The organism is Escherichia sp. WS3063, from assembly GCF_046486595.1.
Classification (GTDB): Bacteria; Pseudomonadota; Gammaproteobacteria; order Enterobacterales; family Enterobacteriaceae; genus Escherichia; species Escherichia coli.
Map to the genome: position 1 here is coordinate 202,405 of NZ_JBJQKY010000007.1, position 18,320 is coordinate 220,724.

Here is an 18,320-nt window from a genome sequence, read left to right on the forward strand (position 1 = left end):
TCAAATATTACAGTTAATAGGGTTTAGTGAACGTAGTTAAAAATAAAAGGCATCACAGTGGTGAATAATGCCGCTTTCGGCCAGGCCGGATTAATCGCCGTCAATTCAGCGCGAGCAGATTCATAGTGCGCAACCTCCCCGAGTCCCGCGGACGCCAGCATCGCCACCATCAGGCATTTTTCTTTATGCTGCTGTTGTAAATCGCCATACAGCGACAACAGGTCAGGTTGTGAAACAGCAAAGAAATCCGCCTCAATACTGGTTTTCGCCATCTCTTGCGCCCACTGTTTCATTTCACTAAACAGTTGCTGTGCGGTTTGCTGTTCACCCAGCAGTCGCAGCGCCATTCCTTGCCAGAAGAGATAATCAACCGGCTGATCATTGTAATAACTGTGAATGTTAATGGTGCGATCGCCAGTCGCCGCCAGACGTAAACAACGCATCGCTTCAGTTTGATCGCCCTGCGCGTTGGCGCATATCGCCTGCCAGAACCAGATGTCGTTATCAGTTTGCCCCGGTAAACGGCCTTCGCTTAAATTCTCCGGATAATGCAGCGCGGCATGAAGCAGCTCGCTGGCCTGCTGCGGCTCTCTGGCATCAAGATGCTGCCAGGCGCGTAATAACTGGTTGAGGATAAACTGACTGGTGATCTTCCCTTCCCCGCCTTCCCACGGGTGGAATTTGCGCGTGGCGAGAATGTCCGCCGCTTTGTCTGCCTGCCCCGTGAGATGCCACAAATTGAGCAGTTCTGCGGTCATGTCGTCGCGTTTCAGCGCAATTTCCAGATTATTTTCCAGACGCGCCAGTCGTTTCTCCGGTGTGGCTCCACTTAACTTATCCAGCAAATCCCGTTCGAAAAGCAGACGTGCATCCTGCGGCGCAAGCTGATAAGCATTATCAAGATAACGCGCGGCCAGCTCATAATCGTGCTGCTTATTCCACGCATGGATCGCTAACCCGCGCCAGCCGTCGGCAAACTCCGGCGACATCTCTACGCAACGTTGCCATAAAGTAATGGCTTTGTTGTAGCTGCGCTTGTTGTAGTAGAAGCAGGCCAGTAAATGACGGGCAAACCAGCACTCTTCAATACTCTCCAGCGCCGCCACTTCTTCCAGCGTATTCGGGAAACGGACAAACTGTGGGAAGACATCAATGGCTTTTGCGACCAGTTCGCCGCGTTCAGCTTTCGGCAATAAACTCGCCTGCAGATAAAGCGGCAGCGTGCGCTGGCAGTCCAGTGCGTTCAGCATCTCTGCCGCCAGGGCGGGCATGCCCCAGTTAATCAGTTGCCCGGCGGTCATCAGGGCGTTAACGTCGCGTCCCTGACACAGACCGCGCCACTGCGCGAGGGCTGATTCGCTACGACCATCGAACCAGTTCAGCCACCACAGAGTGGCGTTCAGCGGATAATCGCGCAGCAGTTTCTCGCGCTGCAAACGCGCGTTGTCCTGACGACCACTTAACACCAGCAGCAGATTATGCAGGCAAAGCACTTCCTGATTGGTTGGGCAGGCGCGAAGACTTTGTTGGCAAAAATCCAGACCAGCATCGAAGTGACCATTACGCGCCGCCAGCCGTGCCAGACCATAATAGCCGCCTGCTTTACTATTGCCGCTCCAGACCGCACGCCAGAAATCCTCTTCGGCTTGTTGATATTGTCCCTGACGTTCGTAAGCACTGGCGCGAATCAAACTGGCCTGTCCGCACTGCGGATTTTTGTTCAGCGCATGTGCGCGTTTCAGCGCCTGAGTGGCATACGCCACCGCTTGCGGGAAATCGGCGCGGTTATATTCCAGCATCGCCAGCGCCAGGTTACAGCGATAATCCAGCGGATCCAGCGCCACGCCGCGCAGGTAGTAATCGAACGGTGAACGGCTGGCGTGATGATATTGCTCCAGATGCTGACCGATAAACCAGGCTTCATCTGTACTGGTAATGTCTTGTGCTGACAGTGGCGCTTTGGCGACGTCCGGCAACGGCAACTCTTGCGGCTGATGTTCCTGATAACTCAGTACAATATTGCCGTCGGCATCAGAGAGCTCAATGGTCAGTCTTTCAGGATTGATAACGTGCAACACGCCCTGGATGGCGGTCGCTGGCATCAGTGCCACGGCATCATCAAGTAACGCGTTGCATTTGCCGATTTCGCGGATCGCCAGGCGGTATCCGTTCAACGGAGAGATGGCATACAGCCCCCACTCAATCCCCCGCTCGCTACGCTGGAGTTTAATCACCGCATCGCGGGAGGCGTTTTGCACCATGCCCAGAGAATGATAAGGCAGGAAATACTGCTCGAAACGCTTCTCTTCGTAAGCATCAAGCCAGGTAAAATCGGGCTGGTTATCGGCAAAAATACCGGTCATCAGTTCGATATACGGGCCGTTATTGTCGGTCAGGCTCTTATCCCACGCCTGGCCGAATTCACTGTGTCCCCAGCTCCACTGTTTTTTACCTGGCGCGATGTGGTGGTTGGCAACGTGTAGCAAACCGCCATCTTCATCGTGACACCATGCGCCAACAAAATCGTACTGCGATTTTTCGGCCATATACGAAGTCGGCACTGGCACATTTTTATAGCGAGAAATATCCACTCCAGCGGAGTAGTCCACTTTGTAGTAAGTGCCGGTGGCGATGGGGAAAGCAGAGACGGCCCGTTTGCCGTGATCAAACACCGCCGTTACATCCGGCGGGAAGACGCTCTGATGCCCTTCACCCCCTTTCACTGCCGGGTTGGCCCACCACAAGAAATGACGCGGCGTGGCGTTGCCGTTATAGACGCGGCTGGCGATTTCCAGCGCCGCCCGGTCAGGGCGCAGGGTGAAACCTGTCATCACCTGTAAACCATGCATCGGCTCCGTTTCGCCTACCCACACCGTCTGTGCGCCGTCTTCATGGGCTTCGAGGGTGAAATCAACGGGCATAAAGGTGGTCGGGCGATGGTGTTGCGGCCAGTTAAACTCAATCCCGCCGGAGATCCACGGTCCCAGCAGCCCCACCAGCGCAGGTTTAATGACTTCATTGTGATAGACAAAATCGCGCTGTTTCACTTTATCCCATGCGCGATGCACCCGACCGCCCAGTTCCGGCAGGATCATCACTTTGATGTAGTCGTTTTCCAGCCACACCGTCTGCCAGGATTTCAGGGTTTTCTGCTCGCTCAGCGTATCGGTCACGCCGTAGGGATAAACCGCGCCGGACGATCCCTGATAAACGCGATTTTCCAGGAACATGGGATGTATATCCTGCGGCCCGGTTTCATAGGTCGGGATCTCAACGCGCTCTTGCCACACTTTTACTGGAGTCATGGTGCCCTCAATATTAACAAGACATACTGAATTAAAAGATTTGTGGCAGTGTATTGAACAATCTGGCAATGTTTTCGCGGAATAATCACGCAATTAACTAAACAAGGTTTAGTGAAGATGAGAGCCTGCATTAACAATCAACAGATTCGCCACCATAACAAATGCGTGATTCTGGAACTGCTGTACCGGCAAAAGCGCGCCAATAAATCAACGCTGGCCCGGCTGGCGCAAATTTCGATTCCGGCGGTCAGTAATATTTTGCAGGAACTGGAAAGCGAAAAACGGGTGGTGAATATCGACGATGAAAGTCAGACGCGCGGACATAGTAGCGGTACATGGCTGATTGCGCCGGAAGGTGACTGGACGCTGTGTCTGAACGTGACGCCCACCAGCATTGAGTGTCAGGTCGCTAATGCCTGTTTAAGTCCGAAAGGCGAATTTGAGTATTTACAGATTGATGCACCGACGCCGCAGGCGCTGCTGTCCGAAATCGAAAAATGCTGGCATCGCCACCGTAAATTGTGGCCGGACCGTACCATCAACCTGGCGCTGGCAATCCACGGTCAGGTTGATCCGGTGACTGGCGTGTCGCAAACCATGCCGCAAGCGCCGTGGACAACGCCGGTTGAGGTAAAGTATCTGCTGGAAGAGAAGCTCGGCATTCGGGTGATGGTCGATAATGACTGCGTGATGCTGGCGCTGGCGGAGAAATGGCAAAATAATTCGCAGGAACGGGATTTCTGCGTGATCAACGTTGATTACGGTATTGGCTCGTCGTTCGTGATTAACGAGCAAATTTATCGCGGCAGTTTGTATGGTAGCGGACAGATTGGTCACACCATCGTTAATCCGGATGGTGTCGTCTGCGACTGCGGACGTTACGGCTGCCTGGAAACCGTCGCCTCGTTAAGCGCATTAAAAAAACAGGCGCGGGTATGGCTAAAATCACAACCGGTTAATACTCAGCTTGATCCTGAAAAACTGACAACAGCGCAGTTAATCGCTGCCTGGCAGAGTGGAGAACCGTGGATCACCAGTTGGGTTGATCGCTCTGCCAACGCCATTGGTTTGAGTCTGTATAACTTCCTCAACATCCTCAATATTAATCAGATTTGGTTGTACGGTCGCAGTTGTGCCTTTGGTGAGAACTGGCTTAATACCATTATTCGCCAGACGGGATTTAACCCGTTCGACCGCGACGAAGGACCGAGCGTGAAAGCGACGCAAATTGGCTTTGGGCAATTAAGCCGCGCCCAACAGGTGCTGGGAATTGGCTATTTGTATGTTGAGGCGCAGTTACGGCAGATTTGATGGCGCAATAACGTAGAAAGGCTTCCCGAAGGAAGCCTTTTTTCAACAGATTAACCGTTTCGCTTATGCGTAAACCGGATAACGTGCGCAGATGTCGAGAACTTTACCTTTGATGCGCTCGATAACAGCTTCATCATTGATGCTGTCCAGCACGTCACACATCCAGCCAGCCAGTTCTTTCGCTTCGGCTTCTTTAAAGCCACGACGGGTAATCGCCGGAGTACCTACACGAATACCGGAAGTCACAAATGGGCTCTTCGGATCGTTCGGTACGCTGTTTTTGTTGACAGTGATGTTAGCACGGCCCAGAGCGGCGTCTGCTTCTTTACCGGTCAGGTTTTTATCAACCAGATCAACCAGGAACAGGTGGTTATCAGTACCGCCGGAAACCACTTTGTAGCCGCGTTCGAGGAACACTTCTACCATCGCTTTGGCGTTTTTCGCGACCTGCTGCTGGTAAGTTTTGAACTCAGGTTCCATCGCTTCTTTCAGAGCAACCGCTTTACCGGCGATTACGTGCATCAACGGACCGCCCTGACCACCAGGGAAAACGGCAGAGTTCAGTTTTTTATACAGCTCTTCGCTACCACCTTTCGCCAGGATCAGGCCGCCGCGCGGACCCGCCAGGGTTTTGTGAGTGGTGGTAGTAACAACGTGAGCATGAGGAACCGGGTTCGGGTAGACGCCAGCAGCAACCAGGCCCGCAACGTGCGCCATATCAACGAACAGGTAAGCACCGATGCTGTCAGCGATTTCACGCATTTTCGCCCAGTCAACCACGCCGGAATATGCAGAGAAACCACCGATAATCATTTTCGGCTTGTGTTCTTTGGCTTGTTTTTCCAGATCGGCGTAGTCGATATGACCGGTAGCATCGATACCGTAAGGAACGATGTTGTACAGTTTACCGGAGAAGTTAACCGGAGAACCGTGAGTCAGGTGACCGCCATGCGCCAGGTTCATACCCAGAACGGTATCGCCTGGTTCCAGCAGCGCGGTGTAGACCGCAAAGTTAGCCTGGGAGCCGGAGTGCGGCTGGACGTTAGCGTAGTCAGCGCCGAACAGTTCTTTCGCACGATCGATCGCCAGTTGTTCAACGATATCAACATACTCGCAACCGCCGTAGTAGCGTTTGCCCGGATAACCTTCAGCATATTTGTTGGTCAGCTGAGAACCCTGCGCCTGCATTACGCGAGGGCTGGTGTAGTTTTCGGAGGCGATCAGTTCGATGTGCTCTTCCTGACGTACTTTTTCCTGCTCCATAGCCTGCCACAGTTCGGCATCATAATCGGCAATGTTCATTTCACGCTTTAACATCCGCATCTCCTGACTCAGCTAACAATAAAATTTTTGGCCTTTATAGGCGGTCCTGTTGGACAACGGCGAACAGTATAACCGAATCATTGTGCGATAACAGGTCTTGACAAAGGAATTTACGCAAACGATTACCTTCAGGCTGCGCAAGGCTTTGGAGAATAAAGAGCTTGCAACCGGAAACGGATTTCTTTTCAGGTTTGTGATGCAAATTTTTCACTTCATCACATTCTTTCTGAAAAACACCAAAGAACCATTTACATTGCAGGGCTATTTTTTATAAGATGCATTTGAGATACATCAATTAAGATGCAAAAAAAGGAAGACCATATGCTTGACGCTCAAACCATCGCTACAGTAAAAGCCACCATCCCTTTACTGGTGGAAACGGGGCCAAAGTTAACCGCCCATTTCTACGACCGTATGTTTACTCATAACCCAGAACTCAAAGAAATTTTTAACATGAGTAACCAGCGCAATGGCGATCAACGTGAAGCCCTGTTTAACGCTATTGCCGCCTACGCCAGTAATATTGAAAACCTGCCTGCGCTGCTGCCAGCGGTAGAAAAAATCGCGCAGAAGCACACCAGTTTCCAGATCAAACCGGAACAGTACAACATTGTCGGTGAACACCTGTTGGCGACGCTGGACGAAATGTTCAGCCCGGGCCAGGAAGTGCTGGACGCGTGGGGTAAAGCCTATGGCGTACTGGCTAATGTATTTATCAATCGCGAGGCGGAAATCTATAACGAAAACGCCAGCAAAGCCGGTGGCTGGGAAGGTACTCGCGATTTCCGCATTGTGGCTAAAACACCGCGCAGCGCGCTTATCACCAGCTTCGAACTGGAGCCGGTCGACGGTGGCGCAGTGGCAGAATACCGTCCGGGGCAATATCTCGGCGTCTGGCTGAAGCCGGAAGGTTTCCCGCATCAGGAAATTCGTCAGTACTCTTTGACTCGCAAACCGGATGGCAAAGGCTATCGTATTGCGGTGAAACGCGAAGAGGGTGGGCAGGTATCCAACTGGCTGCACAATCACGCCAATGTTGGCGATGTCGTGAAACTGGTCGCTCCGGCAGGTGATTTCTTTATGGCTGTCGCAGATGACACACCAGTGACGCTAATCTCTGCCGGTGTCGGTCAAACGCCAATGCTGGCAATGCTCGACACGCTGGCAAAAGCTGGCCACACAGCACAAGTGAACTGGTTCCATGCGGCAGAAAATGGCGATGTTCACGCCTTTGCCGATGAAGTTAAGGAACTGGGGCAAGCACTGCCGCGCTTTACCGCGCACACCTGGTATCGTCAGCCAAGCGAAGCCGATCGCGCTAAATGTCAGTTTGATAGCGAAGGTCTGATGGATTTGAGCAAACTGGAAGGTGCGTTCAGCGATCCGACAATGCAGTTCTATCTCTGCGGCCCGGTTGGCTTCATGCAGTTTGCCGCGAAACAATTAGTGGACCTGGGCGTGAAACAGGAAAACATTCATTACGAATGCTTTGGTCCGCATAAGGTGCTGTGATTTGATGTTGCCGGATGGAAACATCCGGCAACCCTTGACGCGGTTTAAATTGCCGCGTCGTCCTCTTCACCGGTACGGATGCGAATGACCCGTGCCACGTCGAAGACGAAGATTTTACCGTCACCGATTTTGCCGGTTTGCGCCGTGCGAATAATGGTATCAACACAGGTATCGACAATGTCGTCCGGTACGACAATCTCAATTTTCACTTTCGGCAGAAAATCCACCATATACTCCGCGCCGCGGTACAGCTCGGTATGGCCTTTCTGGCGGCCAAAACCTTTCACCTCAGTGACCGTCATGCCGGTAATGCCGACTTCAGCCAGTGCTTCGCGAACATCGTCCAGCTTGAAGGGTTTAATAATCGCATCAATCTTTTTCATGCTATTCCTTGAAAAGGTCGCCTGTCTTTTGATCTGCTAAACGTAACACATAACGCCAATTCATTCCTTGAAATCGTTTGCATCCAGCTCGTGTCGGGATAGCAGTTTATAAAATTCTGTCCGGTTGCGCCCCGCCATTCTCGCCGCGTGGGTGACGTTGCCTTTGGTAATTTGCAGCAGCTTACGCAAATAGTTGAGTTCAAACTGATTACGTGCCTCAACAAAGGTTGGCAGCGCCGTATTTTCACCCTCCAGCGCCTGCTCTACTAATGCATCGCTAATCACCGGAGATGATGTCAGCGCCACGCACTGTTCAATCACGTTGACCAACTGGCGCACATTACCCGGCCAGCTCGCGGTCATCAGGCGTTTCATCGCATCGGTGGAGAACGCGCGGACAAACGGTTTATGTCGCTCTGCCGCCTGGCGCAACAGGTGATTTGCCAGTAGCGGAATGTCTTCTGTGCGCTCCGCCAGTGCCGGAATTTTCAGGCTGACAACGTTGAGGCGGTAATAGAGATCTTCGCGGAATTCCCCACGCGCCATCGCTTTTGGCAGGTCGCGGTGAGTGGCGGAAATAATCCGCACGTCAATATCAATATCGCGGTTACTGCCCAGCGGGCGCACTTTACGCTCCTGCAACACACGCAGCAGTTTGACCTGCAACGGTGCAGGCATATCGCCAATCTCATCAAGAAATAGCGTACCGCCTTCCGCCGCCTGGAATAAACCTTCGCGATTGCTGACAGCGCCAGTAAACGCGCCACGTGCATGACCAAACAGCTCCGACTCCAGCAACTGCTCGGGCAATGCGCCACAGTTAATAGCAATAAATGGTTTGCTGTTGCGCGGGCTGGCGTTGTGGATAGCCTGGGCGAAAATCTCTTTCCCGGTGCCGCTCTGGCCGTTAATCAAAACGCTAACGTCTGATTGTGCCACCAGCCGCGCCTGTTCCAGCAAGCGCAGCATCAGCGGGCTGCGGGTGACAATCGCCTCGCGCCAGCGTTCGTCGGTGGCTGGCGCGGATTGTTCCAGCGCATCGTCAATTGCCTGATATAGCGCGTCTTTATCGACAGGCTTGGTGAGGAAACTAAAAACGCCCTGCTGTGTTGCTGCAACGGCATCGGGAATAGAACCATGCGCGGTAAGAATAATTACCGGCATTCCAGGCTGCACTTTCTGGATTTCAGCAAATAGCTGCATACCATCCATTTCATCCATTCGCAGGTCGCTGATGACTAAATCTACTTTTTCGCGATTCAGTACCCGTAATCCTTCAGCGCCACTTTCCGCTGTGACCACGCTGTAGCCTTCGCTGGTCAGACGCAGGCCAAGCAGTTTCAGCAATCCCGGATCGTCATCGACCAATAATAAATGCGCAGGTTTATGGCTCATCAGGAGTGACCTCATCGGTGGATGGCGCGGGCTTTTCACTCTCGTGTGGCGTATCCGGCGAGAAATTTCCAGCCGGTTTGCGGGTCGAGAGCTGGCGTTCAATATCGGTCAGGTTTTCCAGCTTGCGGGTGGTGAGTTCCAGTTGCTGCTGTAGAACGTGATATTGCTGGCGCAAAGTATCCAGCTCGCTGTCGCTGGACTGCTGGAGTTTACTGTAGCGTTGGCGCTCTTCCGCCAGTTGCAGTTGCAGCGCCTGACCGTCGCGCCAAAGTTGATACAGAGGGCGAACCTGTGCCGGGATCTCGGTACTTAGCGCATCAATGCGCGCGACCAGCTGGCGGCGCTCATACGGCGTAATTTTGGCGTCGGCGAGCAAAATCCCTTGTTTAAAGGTATTTTGCCAGCTGCCGTCGTCATATTGGCGGGCTTGCTGACGCGACTGCGCAGGCATTAAACGATCAGCACAATCCATCGCCCGCAGCCAGTAAAGCGGATTGGTTTCGGTTGATTTACCTTGCAGCGCCCAGATGTCGCTACATTCAGTAGAAAGATAGTCAGCCAGTTGATAAACCGGAATTTTTTCTTCTGCTGGCGTATCAATGGCTGGCTTATTGTGACTCTGCACGCAACCCAGCAATGCCAGACATGGCAGCCCTGCCAGCCACAGCCGTCGGGGCAATAATCGTTGAAAAATGTGTCGCATATTCACCAGACTTAAAGCCTATCCCAGTGGGCGTAATTGTTGCAGGCAGTTTGGACATGGACAGCGCGGAGAAACCGGAGCGTACATGTCGTACGTGAAGATTTCGAGCACTGCCCGGGGCCAAACTGGCAAATAAAATAGCCTGATGGGATAGGCTGTTAGCATTATTTCGTGTTTTTCGACGACGGTAATTCAATGCGGAAACAAACATCTTGCCCGCTCTCGTCGACCAGATACAGTTCCCCTTGCATACGGCGAATACAATCCCTGGCAATGCTTAATCCCAGACCGCTGCCCTTCACCGCCCCTTTTCGCTGGTGGCTTCCTTGAAAAAAGGGTTCGAAGATCATGGCGCGTTCCTCTTGCGGAATGGGTATGCCTGTATTGATGACATCAATATAAACCCGCGCACCATGTAAGCTGCTGCGAAGGCAAATGTTACCGGATTCAGCCCCGTAGTGCACCGCATTGGAGTAAAGATTATCCAGTACGCTCATCAGCAGCATTGGCTCCGCCAGGCAAGCTGTTGCTTTGAGATCGACGTCGGTATGCATCATTTTAGCCCGTGCGGGCAGGCTATGAGCAGAAACTACTGTCTCCACCAGCGGTGCTAATTCAACATTCTCCAGTTCCACCGCACTGTCCGCCTGTTTACGGTTGTAATCAAGCAGTTGTTCGATCAGTTTTTGCAAATTGCGGCTGCTGCTATCAAGAATGCTCACCACCTCTTTTTGCTCTGGCGTAAGCGGCCCGACAACCTGGTCAGCCAGTAATTCAGTGCCCTCGCGCATACTCGCCAGTGGCGTTTTTAATTCATGAGATAAATGTCTTAAAAATTGATGGCGTTGGGATTCCAGCCATGACAGGCGCTCACTTAACCAAAGAATACGTTGCCCAACCGAGCGTAACTCGCTCGGTCCACTGAACGAAACGCTATTGCCCAGAGAACGCCCTTCCCCCAGCCGGTTGATCATGCGCTCGATATTTTTCACCGGACCGATAATCATCCTCGTGAAAAGCAGTACCATCACCAGACTCACCAGAAATAGCACCAGCGATTGCCAACCAAAATATTGCCCACGTTCGGCGATTTCACGCTGAAGTTGCTGCCCACGAGAGAACACCACTGTGCGCGTGGCCTGCACCATTTCGGTATTGGCACTGGCAAAGGCTTCCAGACGCGCGGCGGCGGCAGCATCGGGACCGCTGTTGTTACACTGAAGTTGAGCCAGATTATTCAAATCCTGACGTAATGCCTGGTAGAGTTTATCGTCCGGCAGCACGCCTGCGTGGGCATCGAGCATTTCGCTGTAACGCTTGCGCTGGCTTTGATAAACCTTCGCAAGCGTAGGGTCGTCCAGCACGCAATACTGACGGTAGCTACGCTCCATCTCCAGCGCCGCGTTGGTCATCGCTTCACTACGCCGGGCATCAATAAGCGTAGTGCGGTTAACCAGCGCCGCCTGATCGCTAAGCGCATTCAGGCTTTGCCAGGCTTGCCATGCCAGCACCAACAGGGGTAGCAGAATCAGCAAAAATGCCAGCATTACCAGTTGTCGTAATGAGCGGGGAAAAACGGGCCAGCGTTTCAAGGTGTTACTCTCGTCAGACGCGAATAGCCTGATGCTAACCGAGGGGAAGTTCAGATACAACAAAGCCGGGAATGACCCGGCTTTGTTATGGAATAAGGCGGTGCCTAACTCGACGTTTCGCCCGAGGGTTGATATAGCTACGCTGATATCAGAAGTTGGACGGCAGGCACCTTGTTGTGCGTCATTCGAATTTTATGTAGCACGTCCCGAAGGGGCTGACATAAGTCGGTGAATGAGCCACTGGTTACTATTATGCAGTAACTGTGCCAATAAAGAAAATAGTTTGGTAACGTACTGATTATACGCTGCTTTGAGGGGTTTATGGCTTCTCCGCTATTTGGCTGTAAATCAGCCACCGTGTCGCTAAAAAGAGACAACTTAAGATAAACTTATTAGATAATATTAAAATCAATCAGTTAAGTGTCGCCAGAAAGCGACACGGTAAACCACCCATTGTCGTGATTTACAGACACAAAAAAGCTCCCGAAGTTGGGAGCTTATAATAGCGGTTGGTGCTTAATGCCGGATGCGGCGTGAATGCCTCATCCGGCTGCAAAACCAATGGGTTGACGGCTTATCCCAATTGCTTACGTGCATTGCGGAAAATACGCATCCACGGCCCATCCTCGCCCCAGTTTTCCGGATGCCAGGAGTTGCTGACAGTACGGAAAACACGTTCCGGGTGCGGCATCATAATAGTGACTCGACCACTTTCAGTCGTGACCGCCGTAATACCATTCGGAGAACCGTTCGGGTTAGCCGGGTAGGTTTCAGTGACTTTGCCGAAGTTATCGACATAGCGCAGTGCCACCAGCCCTTTGCTTTCCAGTGCCGCCAGATGCGCCGCATCACGCACTTCCACGCGCCCTTCACCGTGAGAGACAGCAATCGGCATTTGCGAGCCCACCATCCCCTGCAACAGCAGAGACGGGCTTTGGGTTACTTCAACCAGGCTGAAACGCGCTTCAAAGCGATCGGAGGTATTGCGCACAAAACGTGGCCACAACTCACTACCTGGGATCAGTTCGCGCAGATTAGACATCATCTGGCAACCGTTACATACCCCCAGCGCCAGCGTTTGCGGACGGTGGAAGAAGGTTGCAAACTCATCGCGTACACGGTCATTGAACAGGATAGACTTCGCCCAACCTTCACCGGCACCCAGCACATCACCGTAGGAGAAACCACCGCACGCGACCAGGGCGTGGAAATCCTCCAGGCCCGTGCGTCCAGCCAGCAGGTCGCTCATATGCACATCGATTGCATCGAAGCCTGCACGGTGGAAAGCTGCCGCCATTTCAACATGCGAGTTCACGCCCTGCTCACGCAGTACGGCAACTTTCGGACGTGCGCCAGTGGCAATATACGGTGCTGCCACATCTTCGTTGATATCGAACGACAGTTTCACATTCAGGCCCGGATCGGCGTCGTTTGATTTCGCCTGGTGCTCCTGGTCAGCACACTCCGGGTTGTCACGCAGACGCTGCATCTGCCAGGTAGTTTCTGCCCACCAGACACGCAACGTGGTGCGGCTTTCGCTAAATACAGTCTGCCCGTTGGCAGTAATCACAAAATGGTCACCGGAAACCGCCTGCCCTACATAATGGACGCAATCCGCAAGCCCATGCTGCGCCAGTACGGACTCGACCGCTTCACGATCAGCGGCACGAACCTGAATCACCGCACCCAGTTCTTCGTTAAACAACGCCGCCAGGCGATCGTCACCCAGAGAGGCGATATCTGCGTCAATGCCACAATGACCAGCAAAGGCCATTTCCGCCAGCGTTACCAGCAGGCCGCCATCAGAGCGGTCGTGATATGCCAGCAGCTTACGTTGTGCAACCAGCGCCTGAATCGCGTCATAGAAGCCTTTCAGTTGGGCAACGTCACGTACATCTGCCGGTTTGTCGCCAAGCTGACGATAAACCTGCGCCAGCGCCGTTGCGCCCAGCGCGTTATTGCCTTTGCCCAGATCAATCAGCAGTAATGCGTTATCTTCGGTAGAAAGCTGCGGCGTGATGGTGTGACGCACATCTTCCACACGGGCAAATGCAGAAATCACCAGCGACAGCGGCGACGTCATTTCGCGCTCTTCGTTACCTTCCTGCCAGCGGGTTTTCATCGACATAGAGTCTTTACCCACCGGGATCGTCAGGCCCAGCGCCGGACAAAGTTCTTCGCCCACAGCTTTAACGGCTTCATACAGGCCCGCATCTTCACCAGGGTGGCCTGCCGCCGCCATCCAGTTGGCGGAAAGTTTAATGCGTTTGATATCGCCAATCTGTGTTGCGGCAATATTGGTTAACGCTTCACCGACCGCCAGACGGGCAGAGGCGGCGAAATCCAGCAGCGCAACCGGCGCACGCTCGCCAATCGCCATCGCTTCGCCGTAGTAGCTATCGAGGCTGGCGGTAGTGACCGCGCAGTTAGCGACCGGCACCTGCCACGGACCCACCATCTGATCGCGCGCCACCATGCCGGTTACGCTGCGATCGCCGATGGTCACCAGAAAGGTTTTCTCCGCCACAGTCGGCAGATGTAACACACGTTTCACCGCGTCAGCAATGGTAATCCCTTCACGAACCAGCGCATCACCCTTCGCTTTCAGCGTTTGCACATCGCGGGTCATCTTCGGCGTTTTGCCAAGCAGTACGTCCAGCGGTAGATCAATCGGCTGATTATCAAAATGACGATCGTGCAGAGAAAGATGCAGTTCTTCGGTCGCTTCACCAATCACCGCGTATGGCGCGCGCTCACGCTTACACAGTTCGTCAAACAGCGGTAACTGATCGGCAGCAACCGCCAGCACGTAGCGTTCCTGGGATTCGTTACACCAGATTTCCAGCGGGCTCATGCCCGGTTCGTCGCTCAGGATATCGCGCAGTTCAAATTTACCGCCTCGCCCGCCGTCGCTCACCAGCTCCGGCATAGCATTAGAAAGACCACCCGCGCCGACGTCGTGGATAAACAGAATCGGGTTCGCGTCGCCAAGCTGCCAGCAGCGATCGATCACTTCCTGGCAGCGACGCTCCATCTCCGGGTTGTCGCGCTGTACGGAAGCAAAGTCGAGGTCCGCATCAGACTGACCAGATGCCATAGAAGACGCCGCGCCGCCGCCAAGGCCGATGTTCATTGCCGGGCCGCCGAGAACGACCAGCTTCGCACCAACGTTGATCTCGCCTTTTTGTACGTGATCGGCACGAATGTTGCCGATCCCGCCCGCCAGCATGATCGGTTTGTGATAACCGCGCAGCTCTTCGCCATTGTGGCTGTTCACTTTTTCTTCATAAGTACGGAAGTAGCCATTCAGTGCCGGACGACCAAATTCGTTGTTAAACGCCGCACCGCCCAGCGGGCCTTCGGTCATGATGTCCAGCGCGGTAACAATGCGCTCAGGTTTACCGAAATCTTCTTCCCACGGCTGTTCGAAGCCAGGAATTCGCAGGTTGGATACGGAGAAACCGACCAGGCCAGCTTTCGGCTTCGCGCCGCGGCCGGTGGCACCTTCATCGCGGATTTCACCGCCGGAACCGGTAGCTGCGCCCGGCCACGGAGAAATCGCCGTCGGGTGGTTGTGAGTTTCGACTTTCATCAGAATATGCGCCGGTTCCTGATGGAAATCGTAGCGGCCCGTTTCGTGGTCAGCAAAGTAGCGGCCCACTTCAGACCCTTCCATGACGGCGGCGTTATCTTTATAAGCAGAGAGAACGTGGTCTGGCGTGGTTTCGAAGGTGTTTTTGATCATCTTGAACAGCGATTTCGGCTGCTGTTCACCGTCGATAATCCAGTCGGCGTTAAAAATTTTGTGACGGCAGTGCTCGGAGTTCGCCTGCGCGAACATATACAGCTCGATGTCGTTCGGGTTACGACCAAGCTTTGTGAACGCATCCTGCAGATAGTCAATCTCATCTTCCGCCAGCGCCAGACCAAGACGCAGGTTAGCGTCGATTAGCGCCTGACGGCCCTGCCCCAGCAAATCAATGCTGGTGACCGGGGTTGGCTGATGATGAGCAAACAACTGCTCTGCATCATCTAAAGCAAAAAAGACCGTTTCCATCATGCGGTCGTGCAGTTCAGCGGTCACCTGCTGCCATTGTTCATTGGTCAGCGTACCGGCTTCTATATAGTAAGCCACGCCGCGCTCAAGGCGGTTTACCTGTTGTAGACCGCAATTATGGGCGATATCGGTCGCTTTCGAAGACCAGGGAGAGATGGTGCCAGGACGCGGGGTCACCAGCAGGAGTTTGCCTTGCGGGGCGTGGCTGGGGAGTGCCGGGCCATATTTCAGCAGGCGTTCAAGTTGTGCGTGCTCATCATCGTTTAACGGCGCATTGAGGTCAGCAAAATGGACATACTCGGCGTAAATAGTGTGAACCGGGAGCCTGGCAGCCTGAAAACGTGCCAGCAGTTTGTTGATTCGGAATGCCGACAATGCAGGCGAACCACGCAGAATTTCCATCATAAGTCTCTCGTCTTCTAAGCTTTCGGTGTACCCAAGGGGGGAAACGGGCGTCATTATAAAGAATCTGATGCGCTGACGAAACCGTTTGCGTGGAAATAAAATCACCATCGTGAATTAGCAACGCGTGCCGCCAATGGCTGTAATAAGTTGCCATCTGGCGCAGGTTTACGCAAAATGCCGCTCATTTATGAGTAAACCTTTCACTATTATTACGTTTTTTCAAGCTGGGACGCGCACGACACAGAGAATTAACTAATTGAAAAAATTAAAGATTAATTATCTGTTCATCGGCATTCTGGCACTGCTGCTCGCGGTCGCTCTCTGGCCATCCATTCCCTGGTTTGGTAAAGCCGACAACCGTATCGCCGCCATTCAAGCGCGGGGAGAGTTGCGTGTGAGCACCATTCATACTCCCCTGACTTATAACGAAATCAACGGGAAACCTTTTGGCCTGGATTACGAACTGGCGAAACAGTTTGCCGATTACCTCGGTGTAAAACTGAAAGTGACCGTGCGGCAGAATATCAGCCAGCTGTTTGACGACCTCGATAATGGTAACGCCGACCTGCTGGCGGCAGGACTGGTCTATAACAGTGAGCGGGTAAAAAATTATCAGCCTGGTCCTACCTATTATTCCGTGTCACAACAACTGGTTTATAAAGTGGGTCAGTATCGCCCACGTACGCTGGGCAACCTGACGGCGGAGCAACTCACCGTTGCACCGGGTCACGTGGTGGTTAACGATCTCCAGACCCTGAAAGACACAAAATTCCCGGAATTAAGCTGGAAGGTAGACGACAAAAAAGGCTCTGCGGAATTAATGGAAGATGTCATCGAAGGAAAACTCGATTACACCATTGCTGATTCTGTCGCCATCAGCCTGTTTCAGCGCGTTCACCCGGAACTCGCCGTAGCGCTCGATATCACCGATGAACAACCGATGACCTGGTTTAGCCCGTTAGATGGCGATAATACCCTTTCCGCCGCCCTGCTCGACTTCTTCAACGAAATGAATGAAGACGGTACACTGGCACGCATTGAAGAGAAATACCTGGGGCATGGCGATGATTTTGATTACGTCGATACGCGCACATTTTTACGCGCCGTCGATGCGGTACTGCCGCAGTTAAAGCCCCTGTTTGAGAAATACGCCGAAGAAATTGACTGGCGTTTGCTGGCCGCTATTGCTTATCAGGAATCGCACTGGGATGCGCAGGCCACTTCACCGACGGGTGTGCGCGGCATGATGATGTTAACCAAAAACACCGCGCAAAGCCTCGGCATTACGGATCGTACCGATGCCGAACAGAGCATCAGCGGCGGCGTGCGTTATTTGCAGGATATGATGAGTAAAGTGCCGGAAAGTGTGCCGGAGAACGAACGGATTTGGTTTGCCCTCGCCGCGTACAATATGGGCTATGCGCATATGCTGGATGCCCGCGCTCTGACGGCAAAAACCAAAGGGAATCCTGACAGTTGGGCTGACGTAAAACAGCGTCTGCCTTTACTTAGCCAGAAACCCTATTACAGCAAGCTGACTTACGGCTACGCTCGTGGGCATGAAGCCTACGCTTATGTCGAAAATATTCGTAAGTATCAGATTAGCCTGGTGGGTTATCTGCAAGAGAAAGAGAAGCAGGCTACAGAAGCGGCGATGCAACTGGCGCAGGATTATCCGGCGGTATCGCCTACGGAGTTGGGCAAAGAGAAATTTCCTTTTCTCTCGTTTCTTTCCCAGTCGTCATCAAACTATTTGACCCACTCTCCCTCTCTGCTGTTTTCCAGGAAAGGGAGTGAAGAGAAACAAAATTAATCCGTCGAGGATTGCGCTTTTTTCTGCGCTTTAATTTCCTGGCGGCGCATGCGAAAGAAGTCACTGAGCAACGCCGCGCACTCATCCGCCAGTATTCCTTCGGTAATTTCCACCCGGTGATTCATACCCGGATGATGCAGCACATCCATTAAAGATCCCGCAGCGCCAGTTTTCGCGTCACGCGCACCAAAGACCACGCGACCAATGCGACTGTGGATCATCGCTCCGGCACACATTACACAGGGTTCAAGCGTGACATACAACGTGGCGTCGATCAGTCGATAATTTTGCATCACCAGACCGCCCTGCCGCAGGGCCATGATTTCTGCATGTGCGGTGGGATCATGTCGACCAATCGGACGGTTCCAGCCTTCGCCAATAACACGATTGTTATGCACTAATACCGCGCCGACCGGTACTTCCCGCTCATCCCAGGCACGCTTCGCCAGCGTCATTGCATGACGCATCCAGTATTCGTGGCTAAATTCGACTTCAGACAAAAAGAAAACTCCGGTTATAAA

11 protein-coding genes are annotated in these 18,320 nt (G+C 53.1%); 3 read left to right on the forward strand and 8 right to left on the reverse strand.

Features of this window, described 5'->3' with window-relative positions; all coding sequences use genetic code 11:
• Positions 1-23: 23 nt before the first annotated feature.
• Positions 24-3,305, reverse strand: a complete 3,282-nt coding sequence (locus tag ACJHYW_RS09890; protein ID WP_001361602.1) for a DUF5107 domain-containing protein — start codon at positions 3,303-3,305, stop codon at positions 24-26.
• A gap of 117 nt (positions 3,306-3,422) precedes the next feature.
• On the opposite strand from ACJHYW_RS09890, the gene ACJHYW_RS09895 reads away from it, so the two are divergent.
• Positions 3,423-4,616, forward strand: coding sequence for an ROK family protein (locus tag ACJHYW_RS09895; protein WP_001299519.1), 1,194 nt, complete (start codon positions 3,423-3,425; stop codon positions 4,614-4,616).
• A 63-nt stretch (positions 4,617-4,679) separates the two neighbouring features.
• On the opposite strand, the gene glyA is transcribed toward ACJHYW_RS09895, so the two are convergent.
• Positions 4,680-5,933: a serine hydroxymethyltransferase gene (gene glyA / locus ACJHYW_RS09900; protein WP_000919159.1), complete on the reverse strand. Its 1,254-nt coding sequence runs from the start codon at positions 5,931-5,933 to the stop codon at positions 4,680-4,682.
• 327 nt (positions 5,934-6,260) lie between these two features.
• Between glyA and hmpA the strand changes: the two genes are divergently transcribed.
• Positions 6,261-7,451, forward strand: coding sequence for an NO-inducible flavohemoprotein (hmpA, locus tag ACJHYW_RS09905; protein ID WP_000883114.1), 1,191 nt, complete (start codon positions 6,261-6,263; stop codon positions 7,449-7,451).
• Between the two features lie 44 nt (positions 7,452-7,495).
• On the opposite strand, the gene glnB is transcribed toward hmpA, so the two are convergent.
• From glnB to purL, 5 genes are all read right to left on the reverse strand, one after another.
• Positions 7,496-7,834: a nitrogen regulatory protein P-II gene (glnB, locus tag ACJHYW_RS09910; protein ID WP_000717694.1), complete on the reverse strand. Its 339-nt coding sequence runs from the start codon at positions 7,832-7,834 to the stop codon at positions 7,496-7,498.
• A gap of 60 nt (positions 7,835-7,894) precedes the next feature.
• Positions 7,895-9,229, reverse strand: a complete 1,335-nt coding sequence (glrR, locus tag ACJHYW_RS09915) for a two-component system response regulator GlrR (protein ID WP_001298983.1) — start codon at positions 9,227-9,229, stop codon at positions 7,895-7,897.
• Positions 9,219-9,932 (reverse strand): two-component system QseEF-associated lipoprotein QseG, encoded by a 714-nt coding sequence (gene qseG, locus ACJHYW_RS09920; protein WP_001215892.1) that lies wholly within the window; start codon positions 9,930-9,932, stop codon positions 9,219-9,221. Before qseG ends, glrR begins: the two co-directional genes overlap by 11 nt.
• A gap of 164 nt (positions 9,933-10,096) precedes the next feature.
• Entirely contained in the window at positions 10,097-11,524 is a 1,428-nt protein-coding gene (qseE, locus tag ACJHYW_RS09925) for a two component system sensor histidine kinase QseE/GlrK (protein ID WP_024179492.1), read from the reverse strand.
• Between the two features lie 574 nt (positions 11,525-12,098).
• Positions 12,099-15,986 carry a phosphoribosylformylglycinamidine synthase gene (gene purL / locus ACJHYW_RS09930; protein ID WP_000970176.1) on the reverse strand — a complete coding sequence of 1,296 codons (3,888 nt, stop codon included), beginning with the start codon at positions 15,984-15,986 and terminating at the stop codon, positions 12,099-12,101.
• A gap of 256 nt (positions 15,987-16,242) precedes the next feature.
• Between purL and mltF the strand changes: the two genes are divergently transcribed.
• The gene (gene mltF / locus ACJHYW_RS09935; protein ID WP_410233358.1) at positions 16,243-17,799 is read left to right on the forward strand and encodes a membrane-bound lytic murein transglycosylase MltF; all 1,557 of its coding nucleotides are present in this window, start codon (positions 16,243-16,245) and stop codon (positions 17,797-17,799) included.
• Here mltF and tadA read toward each other — a convergent pair.
• Entirely contained in the window at positions 17,796-18,299 is a 504-nt protein-coding gene (tadA, locus tag ACJHYW_RS09940) for a tRNA adenosine(34) deaminase TadA (RefSeq protein ID WP_001301544.1), read from the reverse strand. The genes mltF and tadA overlap by 4 nt on opposite strands.
• Positions 18,300-18,320 lie beyond the last annotated feature (21 nt).

What these genes read in the sequence shown, in the direction of transcription:
- ACJHYW_RS09890 (WP_001361602.1), bottom strand. Translation starts at nt 3,305, where the DNA reads ATGACTCCAGTAAAAGTGTGGCAAGAGCGCGTTGAGATCCCGACCTAT.
- ACJHYW_RS09895 (WP_001299519.1), top strand. Translation starts at nt 3,423, where the DNA reads ATGAGAGCCTGCATTAACAATCAACAGATTCGCCACCATAACAAATGC.
- glyA (WP_000919159.1), bottom strand. Translation starts at nt 5,933, where the DNA reads ATGTTAAAGCGTGAAATGAACATTGCCGATTATGATGCCGAACTGTGG.
- hmpA (WP_000883114.1), top strand. Translation starts at nt 6,261, where the DNA reads ATGCTTGACGCTCAAACCATCGCTACAGTAAAAGCCACCATCCCTTTA.
- glnB (WP_000717694.1), bottom strand. Translation starts at nt 7,834, where the DNA reads ATGAAAAAGATTGATGCGATTATTAAACCCTTCAAGCTGGACGATGTT.
- glrR (WP_001298983.1), bottom strand. Translation starts at nt 9,229, where the DNA reads ATGAGCCATAAACCTGCGCATTTATTATTGGTCGATGACGATCCGGGA.
- qseG (WP_001215892.1), bottom strand. Translation starts at nt 9,932, where the DNA reads ATGCGACACATTTTTCAACGATTATTGCCCCGACGGCTGTGGCTGGCA.
- purL (WP_000970176.1), bottom strand. Translation starts at nt 15,986, where the DNA reads ATGATGGAAATTCTGCGTGGTTCGCCTGCATTGTCGGCATTCCGAATC.